This is a genomic window from Streptomyces sp. NBC_01450 (assembly GCF_036227505.1).
GTDB lineage: Bacteria > Actinomycetota > Actinomycetes > Streptomycetales > Streptomycetaceae > Streptomyces.
In genome coordinates this window covers 3,616,023-3,637,500 of the sequence record NZ_CP109480.1, presented here as the reverse complement: position 1 = coordinate 3,637,500, position 21,478 = coordinate 3,616,023, and the positions used below count along the sequence as shown (strand labels likewise).

Genomic DNA, 21,478 nt, shown 5'->3' with positions numbered 1-21,478 from the left:
AAACATCTCAGTACCCGCAGGAAGAGAAAACAACCGTGATTCCGGGAGTAGTGGCGAGCGAAACTGGATGAGGCCAAACCATATGCGTGTGAGACCCGGCAGGGGTTGCGTATGTGGGGTTGTGGGATTTCTCTTTCACGGTCTGCCGGCCGTGAGACGAGTCAGAAACCGTTGATGTAGGCGAAGGACATGCGAAAGGTCCGGCGTAGAGGGTAAGACCCCCGTAGTCGAAACGTCAACGGCTCGTTTGAGAAACACCCAAGTAGCACGGGGCCCGAGAAATCCCGTGTGAATCTGGCGGGACCACCCGCTAAGCCTAAATATTCCCTGGTGACCGATAGCGGATAGTACCGTGAGGGAATGGTGAAAAGTACCGCGGGAGCGGAGTGAAATAGTACCTGAAACCGTGTGCCTACAAGCCGTGGGAGCGTCGCGCATTGAGTTTACTCAGTGCGTCGTGACTGCGTGCCTTTTGAAGAATGAGCCTGCGAGTTTGCGGTGTGTTGCGAGGTTAACCCGTGTGGGGAAGCCGTAGCGAAAGCGAGTCCGAATAGGGCGATTTAGTAGCGCGCTCAAGACCCGAAGCGGAGTGATCTAGCCATGGGCAGGTTGAAGCGGCTGTAAGAGGTCGTGGAGGACCGAACCCACCAGGGTTGAAAACCTGGGGGATGACCTGTGGTTAGGGGTGAAAGGCCAATCAAACTCCGTGATAGCTGGTTCTCCCCGAAATGCATTTAGGTGCAGCGTCGTGTGTTTCTTGCCGGAGGTAGAGCACTGGATAGGCGATGGGCCCTACCGGGTTACTGACCTTAGCCAAACTCCGAATGCCGGTAAGTGAGAGCGCGGCAGTGAGACTGTGGGGGATAAGCTCCATGGTCGAGAGGGAAACAGCCCAGAGCATCGACTAAGGCCCCTAAGCGTACGCTAAGTGGGAAAGGATGTGGAGTCGCAGAGACAACCAGGAGGTTGGCTTAGAAGCAGCCACCCTTGAAAGAGTGCGTAATAGCTCACTGGTCTAGTGATTCCGCGCCGACAATGTAGCGGGGCTCAAGCGTACCGCCGAAGTCGTGTCATTGCAGCAATACTCCCAACGGAGGCTGTGATGGGTAGGGGAGCGTCGTGTGCCGGGTGAAGCCGCGCCGGAAGGCAGTGGTGGACGGTTCACGAGTGAGAATGCAGGCATGAGTAGCGATACACACGTGAGAAACGTGTGCGCCGATTGACTAAGGGTTCCTGGGTCAAGCTGATCTGCCCAGGGTAAGTCGGGACCTAAGGCGAGGCCGACAGGCGTAGTCGATGGATAACCGGTTGATATTCCGGTACCCGCTGTGAAGCGTCAAACATCGAACCAGGCGATGCTAAGTCCGTGAAGCCGCCCCGGAGCCTTCGGGCAAAGGGGAGTGGTGGAGCCGACGGTCCAGACCTGTAGTAGGTGAGTGATGGGGTGACGCAGGAAGGTAGTCCATCCCGGGCGGTGGTTGTCCCGGGGTAAGGGTGTAGGCCGTGTGATAGGTAAATCCGTCACACATTAAGGCTGAGACCTGATGCCGAGCCGATTGTGGTGAAGTGGATGATCCTATGCTGTCGAGAAAAGCCTCTAGCGAGTTTCATGGCGGCCCGTACCCTAAACCGACTCAGGTGGTCAGGTAGAGAATACCGAGGCGTTCGGGTGAACTATGGTTAAGGAACTCGGCAAAATGCCCCCGTAACTTCGGGAGAAGGGGGGCCATCACCGGTGATCGGATTTACTCCGTGAGCTGGGGGTGGCCGCAGAGACCAGCGAGAAGCGACTGTTTACTAAAAACACAGGTCCGTGCGAAGCCGTAAGGCGATGTATACGGACTGACGCCTGCCCGGTGCTGGAACGTTAAGGGGACCGGTTAGTCACTCTTCGGGGTGGCGAAGCTGAGAACTTAAGCGCCAGTAAACGGCGGTGGTAACTATAACCATCCTAAGGTAGCGAAATTCCTTGTCGGGTAAGTTCCGACCTGCACGAATGGCGTAACGACTTCTCGACTGTCTCAACCATAGGCCCGGTGAAATTGCACTACGAGTAAAGATGCTCGTTTCGCGCAGCAGGACGGAAAGACCCCGGGACCTTTACTACAGTTTGATATTGGTGTTCGGTTCGGCTTGTGTAGGATAGGTGGGAGACTGTGAAGTGCGGGCGCCAGCCCGTGTGGAGTCGTCGTTGAAATACCACTCTGGTCGTGCTGGATGTCTAACCTGGGTCCGTGATCCGGATCAGGGACAGTGTCTGATGGGTAGTTTAACTGGGGCGGTTGCCTCCTAAAGAGTAACGGAGGCGCCCAAAGGTTCCCTCAGCCTGGTTGGTAATCAGGTGTTGAGTGTAAGTGCACAAGGGAGCTTGACTGTGAGACCGACGGGTCGAGCAGGGACGAAAGTCGGGACTAGTGATCCGGCGGTGGCTTGTGGAAGCGCCGTCGCTCAACGGATAAAAGGTACCCCGGGGATAACAGGCTGATCTTCCCCAAGAGTCCATATCGACGGGATGGTTTGGCACCTCGATGTCGGCTCGTCGCATCCTGGGGCTGGAGTCGGTCCCAAGGGTTGGGCTGTTCGCCCATTAAAGCGGTACGCGAGCTGGGTTTAGAACGTCGTGAGACAGTTCGGTCCCTATCCGCTGTGCGCGTAGGAATATTGAGAAGGGCTGTCCCTAGTACGAGAGGACCGGGACGGACGAACCTCTGGTGTGCCAGTTGTCCTGCCAAGGGCATGGCTGGTTGGCTACGTTCGGGAGGGATAACCGCTGAAAGCATCTAAGCGGGAAGCCTGCTTCGAGATGAGTATTCCCACCCCCTTGAGGGGTTAAGGCTCCCAGTAGACGACTGGGTTGATAGGCCGGATCTGGAAGGCGGGTAACCGCTGGAGGTGACCGGTACTAATAGGCCGAGGGCTTGTCCTCAGTTGCTCGCGTCCACTGTGTTGGTTCTGAAACCACGAACAACCCCGTTGTCGGGCCACGGCAATGGTGCGGTAGTTTGAAAAGTTTCATAGTGTTTCGGTGGTCATAGCGTGAGGGAAACGCCCGGTTACATTCCGAACCCGGAAGCTAAGCCTCACAGCGCCGATGGTACTGCAGGGGGGACCCTGTGGGAGAGTAGGACGCCGCCGAACTCATATTAAAAGAGCTGGTCCCCGAACTTCGGTTCGGGGACCAGCTCTTTTTTGTTGTCCGACACTTTGCGTTCACTTTGCGCGACAAACATCCGCGGCATGGGTACTGCTGCAATGCTCAGGGCCGCGGGTGTCGGAGTCGGCGACGAGGTCATCGTGCCGGCGTTCGGGAACGTCGAGGTCGCGGAGGCCGCGACCCAGGTCGGTGCGTCGGCCGTCTTCGCCGACATAGACCCGGTGACGTACTGCCTCGACGCCGGTGCTGTCGAGGCGGCCGTGACCCCGCGGTCGACGGCCGTCGTCGTCGTACACCGCTTCGGTCGGTCGGCCGACATGGCGCGACTGCGGGACGTCGGGCAGCGGCACGGGCTCCTGGTGCTGGAACTGGGCGAGTCCGAGGCGCCGTTCGACGAGATCGCGCAGCGCAGGGAACGGGCGGCCTATCTTGACGGGCGGCTGAGCGGAGTGCGCACGCCCGATGGTGGCGACGGGCACACGTATCAGCAGTACGTCGTGCGTGTGCCCGGCAATGGGCGACCGGACCGGGACGCCTTCGCGCGGGCCATACGGGCCAAGGGAGTTGAGTGCAGGGTGCCGGTGAAGACGCCCGTGCACCGGCTGCCCGGGTTCCGTCGGGACGTGCACCTCCCGGAGACGGAGCGGGCCGCCGACGAGACCCTGGCGCTGCCCGTGGACGCGTCGTTGACGAAGCGGGAGATGCAGCGGATCGTCTCCGCGTGCAATGCGCTCGGAGGATTGCTGCAGCCCGCGTTCTGATCCAGCGGGACTGGTTGGGAGCACGCTCCTGTTCGGGGTATGATCTATTCCGTTGCCACGAGGGAAACCTCGAAAAGGCGACAGGCCCCCCTAGCTCAGTCGGCAGAGCGTCTCCATGGTAAGGAGAAGGTCAACGGTTCGATTCCGTTGGGGGGCTCAGACAGAAAAGGCCTCCGCCCTTACGGGCGGGGGCCTTTGTCGTATCCCGGCGTCGACTCCGGAGCCATGTCCCCGGAGTCGAGCCCGACCTCAGTCCCGCTGCAGACCCGGCACCCGCATCGCCAGAATCGCCATGTCGTCGGACGGGGCGTCGGAGGCGAAGCGCTCGACCGCGCGCATGATGCGGGCGGCCACCGCCCCCGCCGTGAGGCCCGTACAGGTGGTGAGGACGTCCGTGAGGCCGTCGTCCCCCAACATGCGGGTGCCCTCGCGGCGTTCGGTGACGCCGTCCGTCACGCACAGCAGCACGTCGCCGGGGTCGAGGGTGACGGTCTGCTCGTACAGCTCCAGGTCCTCCATGACGCCCAGGAGGGGCTGCGGTTCGGCGGCCGCCTCCACGGTGCCGTCCTGGCGCAGGCGGAGCGGGAGCGGGTGGCCCGCGCAGACCACCTTCAGCATGGCGCTGCCGTCCTCCTGGGGCCACAACTCGCCGTAGAGCAGGGTCAGGAAGCGGCTGCGGGCGCCCTCGTCCAGGATCGCGGAGTTCAGGCGCTCCAGGACCGCCGGGCCGCCGAAGCCCTCGCGGGCCAGGAGGCGCAGGGCGTGCCGGGCGAGGCCCGTGACCGCCGCCGCCTCCGGGCCCGTACCGCAGACGTCGCCGATGGCGAAGCCGTAGACGCCGTCGCGGATGGGGAAGAGGTCGTAGAAGTCGCCGCCGACCTCGTTGCCCTCGCCGGCCGCGCGATAGATGACCTCGACCTCGACGCCCTCGATCTGCGGGAGGTCGGGCGGCAGGAGGCTGCGCTGGAGGGACTGGCTGATGGCCGTGCGCTCCGAGTACAGGCGGGCGTTGTCGAGGGCCAGGGCGGCCCTGCGGGACAGGTCCTCGGCCAGTTCCACGATTTCCTGGCGGAAGTGTTCGTCGGAGGGCTTGCCGAGCGTCAGCATGCCGATGACGCGGTTGCGGGCCACCAGGGGCAGGACGACGGTCTCGCCGCCGACCGCCGCGGCCGTCGCCAGGGTCGTACCGATGCCGGAGGTGACCGAGGCGGGCTCGCCTAGGCCCAGGCTGCGCATGGAGGTGCGCAGGGCCGCCTGGTGGGCCGCTTCGCCGGGGGCCGCCCAGATACGGGCGCCGGGGGTGGGGACCGGGTCCGGCGGGGCGATCTTCGAGAGGAGGGCCTTGAGGCCGTCGATGCGCTCCTCGTCCTCGTGCAGGACATACGAGAGGTACGGGTCCGAGGCCTGGTCGGCGATCGTGTAGACGGCGCACCAGGTGGCGAGGGTCGGGACCGTCATCTGGGCCATGAGGGCGAGGGTCTGGTCTCGGTCCAGGGTGCCGGCGAGGAGGTCGGAGGCCTCGACGAGGAAGCTCAGTGAGCCGCGGCGCAGGCGTTCCAGCTCGCCCAGACGGGCCGATTCCACCGCGAGCGCGATGCGGTCGGCGGCGAACTGGAGGCGCAGGGCCTCCTCGTTGGAGTAGCGGGCGGGTCCTTCGGCCGCGACACCGAGGGAGCCGGTGAGGCGGCCCTCGACCTTCAGCGGGACCGTGACGACCGAGCGCATGCCGGTGCCGGCCAGCAGAGGTACGGCGCCGGGGACGACCGTCAGGTCCTCGTGGACGGCGGGCATGCGGGCCGAGCCGTAGCGGCCGGGGCCCGCCTCGACGGGGACGCGGGCGAAGCGCTGGCGGGCGGAGGGCAGGCCCGTCGAGGCGCGTACCTCCAACTCGGTCTCGTCGTCGGTCGCGAGGAGCAGGAAGGCGGAGTCGCCGTCGAGCATGTCGCGGGCGCGCTCCACCGTGCGCTGGAGGAGGCCGTCCAGGTCGTCCGGGGCGGGGGAGCCGATGAAGACCTCGAAGGGGTCCGTGGCCTGGCCCTCGGAGCTGGTCGTCGTGTCGGTGGCCGAGGCCCGCAACGGGGTCTGCAGGACCGCCCGTTCGTGGTCGCGTACGAGGAGGCAGACCGTGGAGGGTTCGCCGCCGGTGTCGCGGACGCGGAGGTGGGAGGCGTAGACCGGGGTCACGCGGCCGCTCGCGCCGCGGATTCCGTAACTGCCCTCCCAGCGCGAGAGTTGGAGGGCCTCGACGATGCCCGTGCTGGTGCCCGGGGTGTGCGGCCAGGCGGCGAGGTCGGTGAGGGGCTTGCCGATGACCTGCTCGCCGGCGTACCCGAAGAGGTCTTCCGCGTCCTCGTTCCAGGCCGAGATGGCGCCGGCGCGGTCGATCTGGACCACCGCGACGCGGACGCGGGCGTCGGCGAGCGGCAGGAGGTGGGCGGGGAGGGCAGGTCCCGCGGTGCGGGTGCCGACCGGGCGCTCGGGCAGGTCGATGTGGAACCAGACCTGCTTGTGCGTGGGGGAGTAGTCGACGCCCCAGCGGCCGGCGAGGGCCGCGCACAACTGGAGCCCGCGCCCGCCCTCGCGGTCGGGGCTGCCCATGTTCACAGCCGTCACCTGGAGTGGAATTTCACGTTCCGGGTAGCGGTCCGCCACCTCGATGCGTACGCCTTCGTCGCTGCGCAGACACAGGACGTCCGCGGAGGTGCCCGCATGTACGACAGCGTTGGTGACGAGTTCGCTGGTCAGGACCACCGCGTCGTCGACGATGTCGGCGAAGCCCCAGCCCTGGAGGGTGTCGCGGACGAAGGATCTGGCGGTCGCCACCGATCGCCCGACGGGATCGAAACTGGCGGCCGCGCGCGCGGTGATCACAGAACTCCTTGTCCGGTTGTCGGCGTGCGGGGCTCCGAGGCCCACCCGCTCCTGCCGGGGCAGTGCCTGGTTCCCCGTCGGCCGAGGATCCTGGGGCTGTTCCCCAGAATGCAGTCCGGTGGTCATGGTGCGGTGCCCCTCCGATGCCTGCCCGCTCGTTCTCGTGCCACCGCCCAGGCCGGACAAACCGGTTTGGCTGGACAGCCGCATGCAAGGTTACTTACCTTCGCCGTCCCTGCGGATGCCGGTCACCAGTGTTTCCGTCGGGAGAGGGGCAGAGTTTCCGTTCGGACAGGTGCCTGTGATTCCGTCCTGACGAGGCTGTGCCCGCCTCCGGGCGGTGTGCGGACGATGTGCGAAGCTGCCGAACTGTTATGGCCTGGTTCAGCCGGGGTGAAACACTGGGCAAGCTCCAGTGAGAACGTCGGTCGGGCCGAGTGCCTGCCGGGTCGCAGAGCAAGCGGCACCTGAGCACGAGCAAGTAGTACCTGAGCACGAGCAGAAGTACACGAGCGAGCAGTACCCGAGTACGCCGAGCAGTAATGGTCGACCCTTGCGGGAGGGACACAGTGGAGTCTGGCGCAGCGACGCGGGGCAGTAAGACGCGCGCAGAAGACGGACAGTCCCTGAACAACCGGCGCACACCACGCAATGGCACCACCGAGGTGGACACGGCTGCCCTGAACAGGCTGCTGGCCGCGCTGGTGTCGATGCGGGACGGCAATTTCCGCAAGCGCCTCACGGTCTCCGGCGATGGCGTGATGTCGGAGATCGCGGCTGTCTTCAATGAGGTGGCCGACCGGAATCTGCATCTGACGGGTGAGCTGTCGCGGGTGCGGCGCGTGGTCGGGCGTGAGGGAAAGCTCACGGAGCGGCTGGAGTCGGGCGCCTGCGAGGGTTCCTGGGGTGCGGCGATCGACGCGTCGAACGCGCTCGTCGACGACCTCGTGCGACCGGTCTCCGAGGTCGGCCGGGTGCTGTCCGCGGTGGCGGACGGTGATCTGTCGCCGCGTATGGAGCTGCGGGCGCAGGCGGCGGACGGCAACGGGCATCCGCTGCGCGGAGAGTTCCTGAAGGTCGGACGGACGGTCAACAACCTGGTCGACCAGCTGTCGACGTTCACCGACGAGGTCACGCGGGTGGCCAGCGAGGTGGGCACCGAGGGCAAGCTGGGTGGGCAGGCCCGGGTGCGTGGAATGTCCGGTTCGTGGAAGGACCTCACGGATTCGGTCAACACCATGGCGTACCGGCTGACGGCTCAGGTACGTGACATCGCTCTCGTGACGACGGCGGTCGCCAAGGGCGACCTGTCGCGGAAGGTCACGGTGCATGTGGCCGGCGAGATGCTGGAGCTGAAGAACACCGTCAACACGATGGTGGACCAGCTGTCGTCGTTCTCCTCCGAGGTGACGCGAGTCGCCCGTGAGGTGGGCACCGAGGGTGAGCTCGGCGGCCAGGCGCAGGTGCCCGGTGTGGCCGGCGTGTGGAAGGACCTCACCGATTCGGTGAACCTGATGGCCGGCAACCTCACGGCCCAGGTGCGTGGGATCGCTCAGGTGACGACGGCCGTCGCGAGCGGTGACCTGTCGCAGAAGGTGACGGTTTCCGCACGCGGTGAGGTCGCGCAGCTCGCCGAGACGATCAACCAGATGACCGAGACGCTGCGGACGTTCGCGGACGAGGTCACACGCGTGGCCAACGAGGTCGGTGGCGAGGGGCGGCTCGGCGGGCAGGCGAACGTGCCGGGGGCCGCGGGGACCTGGAAGGACCTGACGGACTCCGTCAACACGGTCTTCAGGAACCTCACGATCCAGGTGCGGGACATCGCCGCGGTGACGACGGCCGTGGCCAACGGTGATCTCTCCCAGAAGGTCAGCGTCGAGGTCGCCGGCGAGATGCTGGAGCTGAAGAACACCGTCAACACGATGGTCGACCAGCTGTCCTCGTTCGGTGTCGAGGTCACGCGCGTGGCGCGCGAGGTCGGTGTCGAGGGTGAACTGGGCGGCCAGGCGCAGGTGCCCGGTGTGGCCGGTACGTGGAAGGACCTCACCGACTCCGTCAACACGGCGTTCCGGAACCTGACGGGTCAGGTCCGCAACATCGCGCAGGTGACGACGGCGGTGGCGAACGGCGATCTGTCGCAGAAGGTCACGGTCGACGTCTCCGGCGAGATGCTCCAGCTGAAGAACACCGTGAACACGATGGTGGACCAGCTGTCGTCCTTCGCCGACCAGGTGACCCGGATGGCCCGGGACGTGGGCACGGAGGGCCGCCTCGGCGGTCAGGCCCGCGTCGACGGCGTGTCCGGTACGTGGAAGGAACTCACCGACTCCGTCAACTTCATGGCGGGGAACCTCACCTCGCAGGTACGGCAGATCGCCCAGGTCACGACGGCGGTGGCGCGGGGTGATCTGTCGCAGAAGATCGACGTGGACGCGCGTGGCGAGATCCTGGAGTTGAAGAACACCATCAACACGATGGTCGACCAGCTCTCCGCCTTCGCGGACCAGGTGACGCGGGTGGCCCGTGAGGTGGGCACGGAGGGCCGCCTCGGCGGGCAGGCGCAGGTGCCCGGCGTCGCCGGTGTGTGGCGCGACCTGACGGACTCCGTGAACGGCATGGCGGGCAACCTCACCGCCCAGGTGCGCAACATCGCGCAGGTCGCCACCGCGGTGGCGCGGGGTGACCTGTCGCAGAAGATCGACGTGGACGCGCGTGGCGAGATCCTGGAGCTGAAGAACACCCTCAACACGATGGTGGACCAGCTCTCGAACTTCGCCGAGCAGGTGACGCGGGTGGCCCGTGAGGTGGGTACGGAGGGCATGCTCGGTGGTCAGGCCGAGGTGCAGGGTGTCTCCGGCACCTGGAAGGACCTCACGCAGTCCGTGAACTTCATGGCGAACAACCTGACCATCCAGGTCCGTAACATCGCCGAGGTCACGACGGCGGTCGCCATGGGCGACCTGTCGAAGAAGATCACCGTCGACGCCAAGGGCGAGATCCTCGAACTCGTCACCACCGTGAACACGATGGTGGACCAGCTGTCGTCCTTCGCCGAGCAGGTGACCCGGGTGGCCCGGGAGGTGGGTACCGAGGGCATTCTGGGCGGCCAGGCGCACGCGTCGGGCGTCACGGGCATCTGGAAGGACCTCACCGACAACGTCAACCTGATGGCCAACAACCTGACCGTGCAGGTGCGCAACATCTCCCAGGTCGCCGCGGCCGTCGCCAACGGCGATCTGACCCGTACGGTGACGATCGAGGCGCGCGGCGAGGTCGCGCAGCTCGCCGACACCTTCAACACCATGGTGAAGACGCTGAGTTCGTTCGCCGACCAGGTCACCAAGGTGGCCCGCGAGGTGGGTACGGACGGCATCCTCGGCGGGCAGGCGCACGTCCCGGGTGTCGCCGGTACGTGGAAGGACCTCACCGAGTCCGTGAACGGGATGGCGTCCAACCTGACCGGCCAGGTGCGCAACATCGCGATGGTGACGACGGCCATCGCCAAGGGCGACCTCACCAAGAAGATCGACATCGATGCGCGCGGCGAGATCCTGGAGCTGAAGACCACCATCAACACGATGGTCGACCAGCTGTCGTCCTTCGCCGAGGAGGTCACCCGAGTCGCCCGCGAGGTGGGTACCGAGGGGCAACTGGGCGGCCAGGCACGCGTGCGTGACGTCGACGGCACCTGGCGCGACCTCACCGAGTCGGTGAACGAGATGGCTGGGAACCTGACCCGGCAGGTGCGTGCCATCGCGCGCGTGGCGACCGCGGTGACCCGCGGCGACCTGAACCTGAAGATCGATGTGGACGCCTCGGGCGAGATCCAGGAACTTCAGGACTACATCAACAAGATGATCGCCAACCTGCGCGACACCACCATCGCCAACAAGGAGCAGGACTGGCTCAAGGGCAACCTCGCCCGTATCTCCGCGCTGATGCAGGGGCGCCGCGACCTCGACGACGTGGCCTCGCTGATCATGAGTGAGCTGACGCCGGTGGTCTCGGCGCAGCACGGTGCGTTCTTCCTCTCCATGCCGCTGGTCGACGGCAAGGAGGCCGGCAACGACGAGGACGCGTACGAGCTGCGCATGCTCGGCTCGTACGGCTACTCGATGGGCTCCATGCCGACGTCGTTCCGGCCCGGTGAGGCGCTGATCGGGACGGCCGCCCAGGAGAAGCGCACGATCCTGGTGGAGAACGCGCCGAGCGGCTACCTGAAGATCTCGTCCGGGCTCGGCGAGGCGCCCCCGGCGCAGGTGATCGTGCTTCCGGTGCTCTTCGAGGGGACCGTGCTGGGTGTGATCGAGCTGGCGTCCTTCACGCCGTTCACGCAGATCCAGAAGGACTTCCTGAACCAGATCGCCGAGATGATCGCGACGAGCGTCAACACGATCTCCGTCAACACCAAGACGGAGGTGCTGCTGAAGCAGTCGCAGGAGCTGACCGAGCAACTCCAGGAGCGATCGGCCGAGTTGGAGAGCCGTCAGAAGGCACTCCAGGAGTCCAACGCCCAGCTGGAGGAGAAGGCCGAACAGCTCGCTCAGCAGAACCGTGACATCGAGGTCAAGAACACCGAGATCGAGGAGGCGCGGCAGGTTCTGGAGGAGCGTGCCGAGCAGCTCGCGGTCTCCATGCGGTACAAGAGCGAGTTCCTGGCGAACATGTCGCACGAGTTGCGGACGCCGCTCAACTCCCTGCTGATCCTCGCGAAGTTGCTCGCCGACAACGCCGAGTCGAACCTGACTCCGAAGCAGGTCGAGTTCGCGGAAACGATCCATGGAGCGGGTTCCGACCTGCTTCAGCTGATCAACGACATCCTCGATCTGTCGAAGGTCGAGGCGGGCAAGATGGACGTGTCGCCGACCCGTATCGCGCTGGTCCAACTCGTCGACTACGTAGAGGCCACTTTCCGTCCGCTGACCGCGGAGAAGGGGCTCGACTTCTCCGTCCGGGTGTCGCCGGAACTGCCCGCGACGCTGCACACCGACGAGCAGCGGCTCCTTCAGGTACTGCGCAACCTGCTCTCCAACGCGGTGAAGTTCACCGACTCCGGAGCGGTCGAATTGGTGATCCGGCCCGCCGGCGCGGACGTCCCGCTGGCGATCCGGGAGCAGCTCCTGGAAGCGGGTTCGCTGCGGGACGCGGACGCCGGTCTGATCGCGTTCTCGGTGACCGACACCGGCATCGGGATCGCCGCCAGCAAGATGCGGGTGATTTTCGAGGCCTTCAAGCAGGCGGACGGCACGACGAGCAGGAAGTACGGCGGTACGGGTCTGGGGCTGTCCATCTCGAGGGAGATCGCCCGTCTGCTGGGCGGTGAGATCTACGCTCAGAGTGAGCCGGGACGCGGTTCGACGTTCACGCTGTATTTGCCGCTGCACCCGAGCGAACTGCCCCCGCAGGGCTACGGGCAGCTCGCGCCCGCCCTGGAGGCCGGGGAACTGCTCGCCTCCGAGGCGGAGCTGTCCGGGGTCGGCATCGAGACGCCGGCCGAGGTGAAGTCGTACCAGGAGACGCAGAACGGGCCTGCCGCGCTCTTCAGGCGGCGCCGCAGGGCGCTGCCCGCGACCGAGCAGCGCCCGGGGCTGCCGGGGCCGAACGGGGCCGTGGGCGCGTCTCAGGACCAGTGGGCGGCCGGGGGCCGGCAGGAGGCGGCGGCGCAGCCGCGTCGAGGCATCCGGTTCGAGGGCGAGAAGGTGCTGATCGTCGACGACGACATCCGCAACGTGTTCGCGCTCACCAGCGTCCTGGAGCAGCATGGCCTGTCGGTGCTGTACGCGGAGAACGGCCGTGAGGGCATCGAGGTGCTGGAGCAGCACGACGACGTGACGGTCGTTCTGATGGACATCATGATGCCCGAGATGGACGGCTATGCCACGACGACGGCGATTCGCCGGATGCCGCAGTTCGCCGGACTGCCGATCATCGCGCTCACGGCGAAGGCGATGAAGGGCGACCGGGAGAAGGCCATCGAGTCCGGGGCGTCCGACTACGTCACCAAGCCGGTCGATCCCGATCATCTGCTCTCCGTGATGGAGCAGTGGATGCGCGAGGAGTGAGAGGGATGGGTGCCGAGGGGCGCTGTGGACGGCCGGGAAGTCCGGCTGTGCGCGCCGCGGCGGCGGTGCGGGGCGCCCGACGTCGTATAACTGACTGTGGCCGAAGCCGTGTAGAAGCGCGGGATTCGGGGAACCTTCTGGTCTCCCGCTACGTTTCTGCTACGTGCACAGTGACATCGCGGTGACAGGGTGTGGCGACAGGCGGGGTGCGGCTACCATGACCGGCACAAGGACGGGCGACGCAAGGGAGTCGTCCCCTGGGGCGGCGCCCGGTGCACTGCCGGGGCGAGGAGGGCGGGCCATGGTGCAGAAGGCCAAGATCCTTCTGGTCGATGACCGGCCGGAGAATCTGCTGGCGCTGGAGGCGATCCTCTCCGCGCTCGATCAGACACTGGTACGGGCATCGTCCGGAGAGGAAGCGCTCAAGGCGCTACTGACCGACGACTTCGCGGTCATTCTGCTGGACGTCCAGATGCCTGGAATGGACGGGTTCGAAACCGCGGCGCACATCAAGCGGCGAGAACGGACGCGGGACATCCCGATCATCTTTCTCACCGCGATCAACCACGGTCCGCACCACACCTTCCGGGGGTACGCGGCGGGTGCGGTGGACTACATCTCCAAGCCGTTCGACCCATGGGTGCTGCGCGCGAAGGTCTCCGTCTTCGTCGAGCTCTACATGAAGAACTGCCAACTGCGTGAGCAGGCGGCGCTGCTGCGGCTGCAGCTGGAGGGCGGCGGCAAGACGGCGCTCGGCTCGGCCAAGGAACCGGCCGGTCTCCTCGCCGAACTCTCCGCGCGGCTCGCGGCCGTTGAGGAGCAGGCCGAGGCGCTGTCCAAGCAACTCGACGACGACTCGGCGGACGCGGCGGCGGTGGCGACCGCGGCCCATCTCGAACGCAAACTCACGGGATTGCGCAGGGCGCTGGACGCGTTGGAGCCGGGCACGGGAAGCGGGGCACCGTCGGTGCCGTCGCAGAACTGACCCTCGAGTCGCAGAACTGACCCTCGAGCGGTCCGTCGTTCGCGGTGAGCGCGCGTCAGTTCTGGTCCCTGGTACGGGCGACACGAACGGGTGAAGCTGTAGGCACACGTGTCCGCTGTCGTCTGCACCGGTAACCTCACACACATGGCCTCACGTCAGTCCGCAGCCAAGAAGCCGCCCGCGAAGAAGGCGGCCGCTCCGACGAAGGCTCCGGCGAAGAAGGCCCCCGCGAAAAAGGCAGCCGCCAAGAAGGCGCCCGCCAAGAAGGTCGCGGCGAAGAAGGCCCCACCCGCGTCGGCGCCCAACCCCACCGCGGGTGTGTACAAGCTCGCACGCGCCGTGTGGTTGGGCATCGCGCACGCCGTCGGCGCGATGTTCCGCGGCATAGGACGGGGCGCGAAGGGGCTCGACCCGGCGCACCGCAAGGACGGACTCGCGCTCCTGCTGATCGGGATCGCGCTGATCGTCGCGGCGGGCACGTGGTCCAACCTGCACGGGCCCGTCGGCGACCTTGTCGAGATGCTGGTGACGGGCGCCTTCGGCCGCCTCGACCTGCTCGTGCCGATACTGCTCGCGGTCATCGCCGCCCGCTTCATCCGGCACCCCGAGAAGCCGGAGGCCAACGGCCGCATCGTGATCGGCCTGTCCGCGCTCGTCATCGGCGTGCTCGGCCAGGTCCACATCGCCTGCGGGGCGCCCGCGCGCAGCGACGGCATGCAGGCGATAAGGGACGCAGGCGGGCTCATCGGCTGGGCGGCGGCCACCCCGCTGACATACACGATGGGCGAGGTTCTCGCCGTACCGCTGCTCGTGCTGCTCACGATCTTCGGCCTGCTGGTCGTCACGGCGACCCCCGTCAACGCGATCCCGCAGCGGCTGCGGCTCCTCGGGCAGAAGCTGGGCATCGTCCAGGCCGACTTCGACGAGGACGCCCTGGGCGAGGACGACGAGCGCTACGACGAGCAGTGGCGCGAGGGGCTTCCCGCCCGCTCCCGGCGGCGTTCGCAGGCTCCTGAGGGGTACGACCCGGAGAGCACCGAGGAGGAGGCGCTCACCAAGCGCCGCGGCCGTCCCCGGCGGCCCGCTGTGCAGCAGCCCGACATGAACCGGCCGATGGACGCGGTGGACGTCGCCGCGGCCGCCGCCGCGGCGCTCGACGGGGCCGTGCTGCACGGGATGCCGCCCTCCCCGCTGGTCGCCGATCTGACGCACGGCGTCACGGTGGAGCGCGACGGCTACGAGGAGACGACCCCGGTGCCGGCCGCGCGCGCCAAGGTCGTCCCGGGTGCCAAGCGGCCCAAGCAGGAGGCCCTGGCCGTCGAGTCCGTCGTGCCCGACCTCACCAAGTCGGCGCCCGACGCGCCCCGCGACCTGCCCCCGCGCGCCGAGCAGCTCCAGCTGTCCGGCGACATCACGTACTCCCTGCCCTCGCTCGACCTGCTGGAGCGCGGCGGGCCCGGCAAGACGCGCAGCGCCGCCAACGACGCGATCGTCGCCTCGCTCCAGAACGTCTTCATGGAGTTCAAGGTCGACGCCGCCGTCACCGGCTTCACCCGCGGGCCGACGGTCACGCGCTACGAGGTCGAGCTCGGTCCCGCCGTGAAGGTCGAGCGGATCACGGCGCTCACCAAGAACATCGCGTACGCCGTCGCCAGCCCCGACGTGCGGATCATCAGCCCGATCCCGGGCAAGTCGGCGGTGGGTATCGAGATCCCCAACACCGACCGCGAGATGGTCAACCTCGGTGATGTACTGCGCCTCGCGGACGCGGCCGAGGACGACCACCCGATGCTGGTCGCGCTCGGCAAGGACGTCGAGGGCGGCTACGTGATGGCCAACCTGGCGAAGATGCCGCACGTGCTCGTCGCCGGAGCCACCGGTTCCGGTAAATCCTCGTGCATTAACTGCCTGATCACGTCCGTCATGGTCCGGGCGACCCCCGAGGACGTCCGGATGGTCCTCGTCGACCCCAAGCGGGTCGAGCTGACCGCGTACGAGGGCATCCCGCACCTGATCACGCCGATCATCACCAACCCGAAGCGGGCCGCCGAGGCGCTGCAGTGGGTCGTACGGGAGATGGATCTGCGCTACGACGACCTCGCGGCGTTCGGCTACCGGCACATCGACGACTTCAACGAGGCCATCAGGAACGGCAAGGTGAAGCTGCCCGAGGGCAGTGAGCGCGAGCTGACGCCGTACCCGTACCTGCTGGTGATCGTCGACGAGCTCGCCGACCTGATGATGGTCGCCCCGCGCGACGTCGAGGACGCGATCGTGCGTATCACCCAGCTCGCGCGCGCGGCCGGCATCCACCTGGTGCTCGCCACCCAGCGGCCCTCCGTGGACGTCGTCACCGGTCTGATCAAGGCGAACGTGCCGTCCCGGCTCGCCTTCGCCACGTCGTCGCTGGCGGACTCGCGCGTCATCCTCGACCAGCCGGGTGCCGAGAAGCTGATCGGCAAGGGCGACGGGCTCTTCCTGCCGATGGGGGCCAACAAGCCCACCCGTATGCAGGGCGCCTTCGTCACCGAGGACGAGGTCGCGGCCATCGTGCAGCACTGCAAGGACCAGATGGCGCCGGTCTTCCGGGACGACGTCACCGTGGGCACCAAGCAGAAGAAGGAGATCGACGAGGACATCGGCGATGACCTCGACCTGCTGTGCGCCGCCGCCGAACTGGTCGTCACCTCGCAGTTCGGTTCCACCTCGATGCTCCAGCGCAAGCTGCGGGTCGGCTTCGCCAAGGCCGGGCGGCTGATGGACCTCATGGAGTCCCGCGGCATCGTCGGGCCCAGCGAGGGCTCCAAGGCGCGTGACGTTCTTGTGAAGGCCGACGAGCTGGATGGAGTGCTCGCCGTGATTCGTGGGGAAGCTGGAGCGTAGAGCTTTCGGCGGAGGAAAACGGGACAGCTCGGTCACCGTACGGGTGAGATCTCGGCGGCGCGGTCATGGCGCGGACGGTTCGCTCCGTGACCCGTGGATATTCGAACGTGACTCACCCGTAAGGCAAGGACGGGCAACCGTTTCCCCCCGTCGTACGTCAAGTTGAGCGAGGGGACGGGTCACTGTCCCCACATCAGGATGACCGGCCATTCTGATGGCGTACAAAGTCCCACCGCCCGGTTGCCCCACCCTTTCGTACCCCCCCTAAACTGAACCTCCAGCACAGGTGGCTACACGCTCGAAAGGCGCCCCCGTGTCCATCGGCAACTCCCTTGACGGTAACTCCCCTGAAGACGAGCGCCCGTTCGAAGAGCACCGCGAAGAAGGCCTCTCGGTCGGTCGCGCCCTGCGGCAGGCTCGCACCGAGGCCGGACTGACCGTCGACGACGTCAGCAACGCCACCCGGGTCCGTATCGCCATCGTGCACGCGATCGAACAGGACGACTTCGCCCCCTGCGGCGGAGACGTCTACGCGCGCGGTCACATCCGGACGCTGGCCCGGGCCGTGCGCCTCGATCCGGCCCCGCTGCTCGCCCGCTACGACGCCGAACACGGCGGGCGTCCCGCGCCGACCCCCGCCGCCCCGCTGTTCGAGGCGGAACGCATCCGTCCCGAGCGCCGCGGGCCGAACTGGACCGCCGCCATGGTCGCGGCCATCGTCGCCGTGATCGGCTTCGTCGGGTTCACCGTGGTCAAGGGCAGCGGTGGGAGCGACGCGAAGTCGTCGGTCGCCGAGGGCTCCACACCGACCGCCAGTACGTCCACCACGTCCGCCAGCCCCAAGATCAGCAAGCCCGCCGACCCGAAGCCCGAGCCCACCGACAGCGCCATCGCGGCCGCCCCGCAGGACAAGGTGACCGTCCAGGTGAGCGCCCCGGACGGGCGCAGCTGGATCTCCGCCAAGGACCACAACGGCCGGCTCCTCTTCGACGGTCTGCTCAAGCAGGGTGAGTCCAAGACCTTCCAGGACAAGACGAAGATCGACCTGGTGCTCGGCGACGCGGGCGCCATCAAGCTGTACGTGAACGGCAAGAAGATCGACGACCAGTTCCAGCCCGGCCAGGTCGAGCGACTGACCTACACGAAGGGCGACCCCGTCGTCGGATGACTTCGGACGGCCGTGAGGGTCGGACAACGGGCGCTCGAGCCGGGCGCACAAAGAGCTCACCGCACAGGCGGGTACGGGGTTGGCCAAGATCGGCCAACCCCGTCGACGTGGGCTGTCAGTGAGACAAAGTAGTCTTGAGCCCATGCCTGAACGCCGTACCGTCGCACTCGTCACCCTTGGCTGCGCCCGTAACGAGGTGGACTCGGAGGAGCTCGCAGGCCGCTTGGAGGCGGACGGCTGGCAACTCGTGGAGGACGCCGAAGAAGCGGACGTCGCCGTCGTCAACACCTGTGGCTTCGTCGAGGCCGCCAAGAAGGACTCCGTCGACGCCCTCCTGGAAGCCAATGACCTCAAGGGGCATGGCAGAACCCAGGCCGTCGTGGCGGTGGGCTGCATGGCCGAGCGGTACGGCAAGGAACTCGCCGAAGCCCTCCCCGAGGCCGACGGCGTGCTCGGCTTCGACGACTACGCGGACATCTCCGACCGCCTCCAGACCATCCTGAACGGCGGCATCCACGCCTCCCACACCCCGCGCGACCGGCGCAAGCTGCTGCCGATCAGCCCCGCCGAGCGGCAGAGCGCGGGCGAGGAGGTGGCCCTTCCCGGCCACGGCGCCCCCTCGGACCTTCCGGAGGGTGTCGCCCCGGTCTCCGGCCCCCGTGCGCCCCTGCGCCGCCGCCTGGACGGCTCCCCGGTCGCCTCGGTGAAGCTCGCCTCCGGCTGCGACCGGCGCTGCTCCTTCTGCGCCATCCCGTCCTTCCGCGGCTCCTTCATCTCGCGCCGCCCCAGCGACGTGCTGAACGAGACGCGCTGGCTGGCCGAGCAGGGCGTCAAGGAGATCATGCTGGTCTCCGAGAACAACACCTCGTACGGCAAGGACCTGGGCGACATCCGCCTCCTGGAGACCCTGCTGCCCGAGCTCGCCGAGATCGACGGCGTCGAGCGGGTGCGCGTGAGCTACCTGCAGCCCGCCGAGATGCGCCCCGGGCTCATCGACGTGCTGACCTCCACGCCGAACATCGCGCCCTACTTCGACCTGTCCTTCCAGCACTCCGCGCCCGACGTGCTGCGGGCGATGCGGCGCTTCGGCGACACCGACCGCTTCCTGGAGCTGCTCGACACCATCCGCTCCAAGGCCCCGCAGGCCGGTGTGCGGTCCAACTTCATCGTGGGCTTCCCCGGCGAGACCGAGGCCGACCTCGCGGAACTGGAGCGCTTCCTCACGGGCGCGCGCCTCGACGCCATCGGTGTCTTCGGGTACTCCGACGAGGAGGGCACGGAGGCGGCGACCTACGAGAACAAGCTCGACCAGGACGTGGTCGACGAGCGCCTCGCGCGTGTGTCCCGGCTCGCCGAGGAACTGGTCGCCCAGCGCGCCGAGGAGCGCGTCGGGGAGACCGTGTACGTGCTCGTGGAGTCGCTCGACGGGGACGAGGGCGCGTACGGCCGCGCCGCGCACCAGGCGCCGGAGACGGACGGCCAGGTGCTGTTCACGAGCGGCGAAGGGCTGACGGTCGGCCGTATCGTCGAGGCCAAGGTGGTCGGTACGGAAGGTGTCGACCTGGTGGCCGAGCCGCTTCTGGGCTCGCTCCCGTGTACTGAGGAGGCGGCCAGATGACCGGAGCCCCGGCGTCCGCGGCGGGCGGCTCCCCCAGCGCGAACGGCGCGGCGGGCGCTCCTGGCGTTCCCGGGGGCTCCAAACAGGCGCGGGGCGGGAAGCTGGGCGCTGCGGCTGTCAATCAGGCCAGCCTCTGGAACATCGCGAACATCCTGACCATGATCCGGCTCGTACTGGTGCCGGGCTTCGTGGCGCTGATGCTGGCCGACGGCGGGTACGACCCCGTGTGGCGTGCCTGGGCCTGGGCGGCCTTCGCCGTCGCCATGATCACGGACATCTTCGACGGCCACCTGGCGCGTACGTACAACCTGGTCACCGACTTCGGGAAGATCGCCGACCCCATCGCCGACAAGGCGATCATGGGCTCGGCGCTGATCTGTCTTTCCTACCTCGGTGATCTGCCGTGGTGGGTGACGGGCGTGATCCTCGGGCGCGAGCTCGGGATCACCCTGCTGCGCTTCCTGGTGATCCGCTACGGGGTCATTCCGGCCAGCCGCGGCGGCAAGCTGAAGACCCTCGCGCAGGGCACCGCGGTCGGGATGTACGTCCTGGCGCTGACGGGGCCGCTGGCCACCCTGAGGTTCTGGGTGATGGCCGTGGCGGTCGTCCTGACCGTCGTCAGCGGGCTCGACTACGTGAGACAGGCCATTGTGCTGCGCCGGAGTGGAATCGCCGAGCGGCAGGCGGCGGCCGAGGAGGCGGAACGGTGAGTTCCACGGCCGCCGAAGTGCTGCGACTACTCACGGTGAGGGGCGAGACGCTCGCCGTCGCCGAGTCGCTGACCGGTGGTCTGGTGGCGGCGGAGATCACCGCGACGCCCGGGGCCTCCCAGGCCTTCCGGGGTTCCGTGACGGCGTACGCCACCGCGCTCAAGCACGAACTGCTGGGTGTCGACGCCACTCTGCTGGCCGAGCGCGGCGCGGTGGATCCGCAGGTCGCGGCCCAGATGGCGGCCGGTGTGCGCAAGGCGCTCGGCGCGGACTGGGGAATCGCGACGACGGGTGTCGCGGGACCCGAGCCGCAGGACGGGCAGCCGGTCGGGACGGTTTTCGTGGCCGTCGACGGGCCCGCCCGGTCATATTTTCATGCTGCCGGCGGCGGGAAAGTGATGCAGCTGCGGTTGAACGGCGACCGGGCGGAAATCCGTATGGAGAGTGTACGGAGCGTACTCGCTCTGCTCCTGAAGGAGCTGGCGGGCGAACAGACCGGGAATGAGCGGGCACAGGATACGGAACAGAACGGGGGGTTTTGATGTTTGCAGCCCTGAGTGAACACGACATCGCTCCCCGCACGGCCGCGGCGCAAGGCGGTACGGTGGGGCGTGAAGGATGCGGCTACGCGGTCCGAGGAGGGAGCCACCGATGATTCTGCTCCGTCGCCTGCTTGGTGACGTGCTGCGTCGGCAGCGCCAGCGCCAGGGCCGTACTCTGCGCGAAGTCTCCTCGTCCGCCCGAGTTTCACTCGGCTATCTCTCCGAGGTGGAGCGGGGGCAGAAGGAGGCATCCTCCGAGCTGCTCTCCGCCATCTGCGACGCGCTGGACGTACGGATGTCCGAGCTCATGCGGGAAGTGAGCGATGAGCTCGCTCTCGCCGAGCTGGCCCAGTCTGCAGCGGCCACCGAGCCGGTGCGCACACCGGTGCGCCGTCCGATGCTGAATTCCGTATCGGTCACCGGCGTGCCACCGGAACGGGTCACCATCAAGGCGCCAGCCGAGGCGGTCGACGTCGTCGCCGCCTGACGCTCACGAGTTCACGCTCATGAGCTGAGCACGCTTGTGAAAGCCCCGGCCGGGGCTGCTCCAGGGAAGACCTGGAGCGGACTCGGCCGGGGCTTTCGCTGTCTCTGAGGGCCTCTGGGGATCTCTGGGGATCTCTGGGAGACCGCTGGCGCGACTTGTTTCAGGTGACCCGAATTGTTCGTATATGCCATGGTTGATGAGGTCGTGGTTGATGAGGCCGAGTGGATCGGAGGA

At 67.2% G+C, this 21,478-nt stretch carries 10 protein-coding genes, 1 tRNA gene and 2 rRNA genes (1 of these 13 running past the window's edge); 12 read left to right on the top strand and 1 reads right to left on the bottom strand.

The genetic code is table 11. The features are described from left to right. The 4 genes from OG568_RS16200 to OG568_RS16185 form a co-directional block, all read left to right on the top strand. Nucleotides 1–2,926: ribosomal RNA gene (locus OG568_RS16200) — 23S ribosomal RNA — on the top strand (it extends 197 nt beyond the left edge of the window). Between the two features lie 95 nt (nt 2,927–3,021). Continuing rightward, nucleotides 3,022–3,138 (top strand): 5S ribosomal RNA (gene rrf, locus OG568_RS16195). A 114-nt stretch (nt 3,139–3,252) separates the two neighbouring features. Beyond that, a complete protein-coding gene (locus tag OG568_RS16190) occupies nt 3,253–3,915 on the top strand; it encodes a DegT/DnrJ/EryC1/StrS family aminotransferase (RefSeq protein ID WP_266431890.1) in 663 nt (220 codons plus the stop codon). Nucleotides 3,916–3,999: 84 nt separating this feature from the next. Beyond that, nucleotides 4,000–4,072, top strand: a tRNA-Thr gene (locus tag OG568_RS16185). Nucleotides 4,073–4,164: 92 nt separating this feature from the next. Here OG568_RS16185 and OG568_RS16180 read toward each other — a convergent pair. Next, a complete protein-coding gene (locus OG568_RS16180) occupies nt 4,165–6,912 on the bottom strand; it encodes a SpoIIE family protein phosphatase (RefSeq protein WP_266586415.1) in 2,748 nt (915 codons plus the stop codon). A gap of 443 nt (nt 6,913–7,355) precedes the next feature. On the opposite strand from OG568_RS16180, the gene OG568_RS16175 reads away from it, so the two are divergent. The 8 genes from OG568_RS16175 to OG568_RS16140 all read left to right on the top strand — a co-directional run bounded on the left by OG568_RS16175 (nt 7,356) and on the right by OG568_RS16140 (nt 21,244). Further along, a complete protein-coding gene (locus tag OG568_RS16175; protein ID WP_329532091.1) occupies nt 7,356–12,851 on the top strand; it encodes a HAMP domain-containing protein in 5,496 nt (1,831 codons plus the stop codon). A 301-nt stretch (nt 12,852–13,152) separates the two neighbouring features. Further along, nucleotides 13,153–13,836, top strand: coding sequence for a response regulator (locus tag OG568_RS16170; RefSeq protein ID WP_054228614.1), 684 nt, complete (start codon nt 13,153–13,155; stop codon nt 13,834–13,836). Between the two features lie 144 nt (nt 13,837–13,980). After that, nucleotides 13,981–16,719, top strand: coding sequence for a DNA translocase FtsK (locus OG568_RS16165; RefSeq protein ID WP_329532090.1), 2,739 nt, complete (start codon nt 13,981–13,983; stop codon nt 16,717–16,719). A 313-nt stretch (nt 16,720–17,032) separates the two neighbouring features. Further along, nucleotides 17,033–17,887, top strand: a complete 855-nt coding sequence (locus tag OG568_RS16160) for a helix-turn-helix domain-containing protein (RefSeq protein WP_266430479.1) — start codon at nt 17,033–17,035, stop codon at nt 17,885–17,887. Nucleotides 17,888–18,029: 142 nt separating this feature from the next. Continuing rightward, entirely contained in the window at nt 18,030–19,505 is a 1,476-nt protein-coding gene (gene rimO / locus OG568_RS16155; protein WP_266430476.1) for a 30S ribosomal protein S12 methylthiotransferase RimO, read from the top strand. Then, entirely contained in the window at nt 19,502–20,215 is a 714-nt protein-coding gene (gene pgsA / locus OG568_RS16150) for a CDP-diacylglycerol--glycerol-3-phosphate 3-phosphatidyltransferase (protein WP_266430473.1), read from the top strand. The genes rimO and pgsA overlap by 4 nt, the downstream gene beginning before the upstream one ends. Further along, complete coding sequence (locus OG568_RS16145) at nt 20,212–20,757, top strand: CinA family protein (protein WP_329532089.1); 546 nt, start codon at nt 20,212–20,214, stop codon at nt 20,755–20,757. Before pgsA ends, OG568_RS16145 begins: the two co-directional genes overlap by 4 nt. 109 nt (nt 20,758–20,866) lie before the next feature. Next, entirely contained in the window at nt 20,867–21,244 is a 378-nt protein-coding gene (locus tag OG568_RS16140) for a helix-turn-helix domain-containing protein (RefSeq protein ID WP_266430466.1), read from the top strand. Nucleotides 21,245–21,478: the final 234 nt, after the last annotated feature.

Bases quoted from the DNA above. Each gene is read 5' to 3' on its own strand.
- OG568_RS16190 (WP_266431890.1), top strand. From the start codon at position 3,253: ATGCTCAGGGCCGCGGGTGTCGGAGTCGGCGACGAGGTCATCGTGCCG.
- pgsA (WP_266430473.1), top strand. From the start codon at position 19,502: ATGACCGGAGCCCCGGCGTCCGCGGCGGGCGGCTCCCCCAGCGCGAAC.
- OG568_RS16165 (WP_329532090.1), top strand. From the start codon at position 13,981: ATGGCCTCACGTCAGTCCGCAGCCAAGAAGCCGCCCGCGAAGAAGGCG.
- OG568_RS16140 (WP_266430466.1), top strand. From the start codon at position 20,867: ATGATTCTGCTCCGTCGCCTGCTTGGTGACGTGCTGCGTCGGCAGCGC.
- OG568_RS16170 (WP_054228614.1), top strand. From the start codon at position 13,153: ATGGTGCAGAAGGCCAAGATCCTTCTGGTCGATGACCGGCCGGAGAAT.
- rimO (WP_266430476.1), top strand. From the start codon at position 18,030: ATGCCTGAACGCCGTACCGTCGCACTCGTCACCCTTGGCTGCGCCCGT.
- OG568_RS16180 (WP_266586415.1), bottom strand. From the start codon at position 6,912: ATGACCACCGGACTGCATTCTGGGGAACAGCCCCAGGATCCTCGGCCG.